Source organism: Streptomyces sp. NPDC104309 (assembly GCF_055584025.1).
In genome coordinates this window covers 1-4,051 of the sequence record NZ_JBVJMV010000103.1, presented here as the reverse complement: position 1 = coordinate 4,051, position 4,051 = coordinate 1, and the positions used below count along the sequence as shown (strand labels likewise).

General features: G+C 68.2%; 6 protein-coding genes. 5 read left to right on the top strand and 1 reads right to left on the bottom strand.

Features of this window, described 5'->3' with window-relative positions; translation table 11 throughout:
* The 4 genes from ACZ68L_RS46110 to ACZ68L_RS46095 all read left to right on the top strand — a co-directional run.
* The coding region (locus tag ACZ68L_RS46110; RefSeq protein ID WP_469590802.1) for a tetratricopeptide repeat protein at window positions 1–1,014 on the top strand (1,014 nt) is incomplete at its 5' end.
* Window positions 1,015–1,230: 216 nt separating this feature from the next.
* Entirely contained in the window at window positions 1,231–1,773 is a 543-nt protein-coding gene (locus tag ACZ68L_RS46105; RefSeq protein WP_469590800.1) for a DUF4158 domain-containing protein, read from the top strand.
* The gene (locus tag ACZ68L_RS46100) at window positions 1,728–2,474 is read left to right on the top strand and encodes a hypothetical protein (protein WP_469590799.1); all 747 of its coding nucleotides are present in this window, start codon (window positions 1,728–1,730) and stop codon (window positions 2,472–2,474) included. The genes ACZ68L_RS46105 and ACZ68L_RS46100 overlap by 46 nt, the downstream gene beginning before the upstream one ends.
* Complete coding sequence (locus tag ACZ68L_RS46095) at window positions 2,429–2,761, top strand: hypothetical protein (protein ID WP_469590797.1); 333 nt, start codon at window positions 2,429–2,431, stop codon at window positions 2,759–2,761. Before ACZ68L_RS46100 ends, ACZ68L_RS46095 begins: the two co-directional genes overlap by 46 nt.
* A 123-nt stretch (window positions 2,762–2,884) precedes the next feature.
* Here the strand turns inward: ACZ68L_RS46095 and ACZ68L_RS46090 are convergent, their stop codons facing one another.
* Window positions 2,885–3,364: a hypothetical protein gene (locus ACZ68L_RS46090; protein ID WP_469590795.1), complete on the bottom strand. Its 480-nt coding sequence runs from the start codon at window positions 3,362–3,364 to the stop codon at window positions 2,885–2,887.
* A 226-nt stretch (window positions 3,365–3,590) separates the two neighbouring features.
* On the opposite strand from ACZ68L_RS46090, the gene ACZ68L_RS46085 reads away from it, so the two are divergent.
* A complete protein-coding gene (locus tag ACZ68L_RS46085) occupies window positions 3,591–3,899 on the top strand; it encodes a transposase (RefSeq protein ID WP_469590793.1) in 309 nt (102 codons plus the stop codon).
* The last annotated feature ends 152 nt before the right edge of the window (window positions 3,900–4,051 follow it).

Here is a 4,051-nt window from a genome sequence, read left to right as displayed (position 1 = left end):
CGGGCCGAGGCACTGGCCGCGATCGAGGAAGCCGTCACCATCCGACGCCGCCTCGCACAGGCCAACCCCGCCGCGCACGAACCCGACCTCGCCAACGCATTGAACACCCTGTCGGTCCGGCTGGGCGAGGTGGGGCGGCGGGCCGAGGCACTGGCCGCGATCGAGGAAGCCGTCACCATCCGACGCCGCCTGGTGGGGGGGAACCCCGCCGCATACGAACCCGACCTCGCCAACGCATTGAACACCCTGTCGGTCCGGCTGGGCGAGGTGGGGCGGCGGGCCGAGGCACTGGCCGTAACCGAGGAAGCCGTCGAGGCTCATCGCCCTCTGGCGGGAGCGGATCCCGCCGCATACGAACCCGACCTCGCCAGGTCATTGAAGAACCTGTCGAGCCAGTACTGGGCAGTGGGGCGACTGGTCGAGGCGCTGGCCGCGATCGAGGAAGCCGTCGAGGTCCACCGCCGCCTGACGGATCGCGTCGCATACGGGCCCGACCTCAGCGAGGTGTTGAGCCAGTTGTCAATCTGGGAGGGGTCGCTGGGAAGGCGGGTCGAGGAGCCAGCCGTCGAGGAAGCTGGCGAGGTCTACCGCCGGCGGGCGGATCCAGTCTGCTATGAACCCGATTTCGCTCACTCGGTGACCATCCTGGCGATCCGGTACGGGGCGGTGGGGCGACTGGTCGAGGCGCTGGTCGCGATCGAGGAGGTCGTCACCATCCGACGCCGCTTCGCCAAGGAGAACTCCTCCGTATACGAGCCCGACCTCGCCAAGTCGCTGTGGACGATGGCGAGGCTGCGAGTCGGTGAGGAACCGGGCCTTCTTCCCGGGGCGTTGACGGCGGTGGCGGAGGCCGTGGAGATTTACCGCCGATTGGCCGCGGAGACACCGGCTGTGTTCGCCGGGCTTCTACGGGACGTGCAGGAGACACAGGCGGACGTACTCGACGGGCTCGGCCGTACCGGCGAGGCGAAGGTGATTCGCCGCAGGCTCACCGACGAGGCCCCGGAGAGCTGACGCGGCATGGGTCGGTGTCGGGCGCGGCCATCCGCAGTACGGGGTCCCCGTAGTAATCGCCGCAAAAACAACGGGTATTCCTGACCTGCGCGGCCCTGTTCTCGTATTGCTACGGCGACCGGACATGTAGCGCTGCGTGACCATCGTGGATGTCGTTTCCCGTGCCGGAGCGGCTCGATGAGCTGAACGAGTGATGTCGACGGGAGGGCGGGGCGGGTGCGGCAGGACTGGGAGCCGGAGGACCTGATCGAGGTCTGGACACTGCTCGAAGACGACATGAAGAGGGTGCGGAACAAGTCCGGGGCGACTCGGCTCGGCTTCGCGCTGCTGCTGAAGTTCTTCGAGGTGGAGGCTCGGTTTCCGGAGTCGGCCAGGGAGGTCCCGGCCACCGCGGTGGAGTACGTGGCCCAGCAGGTGAAGGTCCCCGCGACCGCGTGGGCGGACTACGGCTGGCAGGGCAAGGCGATCCAACGGCACCGGGGGGAGATCCGGGCGGCGTACGGGTTCCGGGCGAACACTGAGGAGGACCAGGACCGGTTGGCGGCGTGGCTGGCGACCGAGCTGTGCTCGGTGGAGCTGTCGCGCGACCGGCTCGCCGCCGCGGTGGTGGCGCGGTGCCGCAACGACCACATCGAACCGCCGGCGCCGGACAGATGCCGCGGTTGGTCGGCAAGGCGGTCAAGGACTTCGAGAAGCGGTTTTGCCGCAGCACGATGGACCGGCTCAGCCACGCGACCCGCTCGCGTCTGGAGGTCCTGATCGCAGGCGATGACGACGGCCAGGACGTGGATGCCGGCGGCGCGGTGGCGGGCGGTGGGCGCTCGCACTTCGCCGAGCTGAAGACGGACCCGGGCGGCCCGGGTCTGGAGAGCTTGCTGGCCGAGGTGAACAAGCTGGAGCGGGTACGGCGCCTGGAGCTGCCCGCGGACCTGTTCGCGGACGTGTCGGAGAAGCTGGTCGGTGCCTGGCGGGCGCGGGCGTCGAAGGAGTACCCAGCGAACCTGGAGCGGATGAAGCCGCCGCGGCGCCTGACGCTGCTGGCCACGTTGTGCCATGTGCGGCAGACGGAGATCACCGACTCGCTGGTGGACCTGTTCATCCAGCTCGTGCTGAAGATCAACACGCGGGCGGAGCGGCGGGTCGACAAGGAGCTGGGGGCGGAGCTGAAGAAGGTCCGCGGCAAGGAGGCGATGCTGCTGCGGGTGGCGGAGGCGGCGTTGTCGGAGCCGTCGGGCATCGTGCGGCGGGTGATCGTCCCGGTGGTCGGAGGGGAGAAGACGCTCAAGGCGCTGGCGGCGGAGGCTGCGGCAAACGAAGCCCGCTACAAGGCGCGGGGGCGCACTGTGCTGCGGTCGTCGTACTCGGCGCACTGGCGGCGGATGCTCTCGCCGCTGCTGGGTGCGCTGGAGCTGAAGTGCAACAACACCGCCTACCGGCCGGTGATGGACGCGATCTGCTGAAGCGGTATCTGGAGCAGCCGCTGAAGGAGGCCGCGTTCTTCGACGCGGTGGAGAAGGTGCCGCTGGACGACGTGGTGCCCGAGCAGTGGCGGGCGGCGGTCGTCGACGACAAGGGCCGCGTCGAGCGGATCCCGTACGAGCTGTGCGTGCTGCGCGACGCGCTGCGGCGGCGGGAGATCTATGTGGTGGGCGCGAATCGCTGGAAGAACCCGGAGGACGACCTGCCGCCCGACTTTGAGGACAACCGGGACGTGTCATGTCGCCGTTGCCCTCGTGCTGAAGGGTGACGGCGCCACCACCGCTGTCGACCTGGTAGAGGCTGCCCCACACGGTCGATCGGCTCACGGACTGTGAGGTGGCCCTGCGGCGGCGTCCCCACTTTCCCCAGGCGTCAGGCAAGTTCGGCAGCCTCACTCCACCTCAATGTCCGTGCCACCGTCGACCTGGTGGACCGGTCCGGAGATCGAACCGGAGGCCGTCTGATCACCGCGGGGCACGGCTCGCGGAGGTTGCGGTGCCCCTGCCGGTGGCGTCGGGGGCGGGGTGGGCGTCGAAGAACTGCTTTTGATCTTGACTGAGCCAGTTGCCCCACGCACCTGGTACACGCCTCCGCCGACGTTCGCCGCCACGTGCTGTCCGCCTCCACTGGGGCGGTACTGGAGCACCAACCCCCAAATGGTCACGACGAGACTGGCGATGGCGACGAACAAACCCGCCACCCCGGCCAGCGAGGTCGCCTTTTCCAGCCCCACGCGGTTGAAGTACCAGATGAGACCACCCGAAGTCACAGCCGTCACGATTCCGCCAGACCACGCCAGAGCTTTCCCCGTCATGACAGCATCATCGAGGATGCGCAGGCGTCGCACAGCGAAATTGCGCCACTGCGCCATGATTCTGGTACGTGGGGATGATGGCACCGCGCCCTCGCCGCGCGGGCTGACCCCGCGGCGGTCTCTGGCCTGGGTGATTTCTCGCTCAGCCACTCAGGAGGCCTGACTGAAGCCGCCTGCGGCCCGGTCCTCGTCGCGCAGCGGGGTGAAGTCGACATTGAGGCTTCCCCTTGATCATGGACACCTGGAGACTGGGACCCTGAGGGTCCAGAGGAAGTAGCACCAGGTGGGAAGCAAGTACACGAAGCGGTACTCGGACGAGTACAAGTGTGACGCGATCGAGCTCGTACGGTCGTCGGGCCGGACGGTGACTGATGTCGCCCGTGAACTCGGGGTCAGTTCGGAAAGCCTGCGTGCGTGGGTGAAGAAGGCCCGGGCCGCGGAGGCCGCGCCGGTGGCGGCAGCCCTATCGCCGGGCGCGGGCGACCGGGATGAGGAGCTTAAGCGGCTGCGGAAGCTCACCGTAGAGCAGGCGAAGACGATTGAAATCCTAAAAAGAGCGACAGCTTTTTTCGCGAAGGAGAGCGATCGGTGAGCGATGTCTGCCGGTTCATCCACGCGGAAAAAGCCAACTACACGATCGTCCTGCTGTGCCGGGTGGCGGGGCGGGCTGTCCTGCTGATCCCGCACCGCGGCGAGAATCCCGATGAGACCGCCCTGCCGGACGACTACCGCATGATCCTGGCG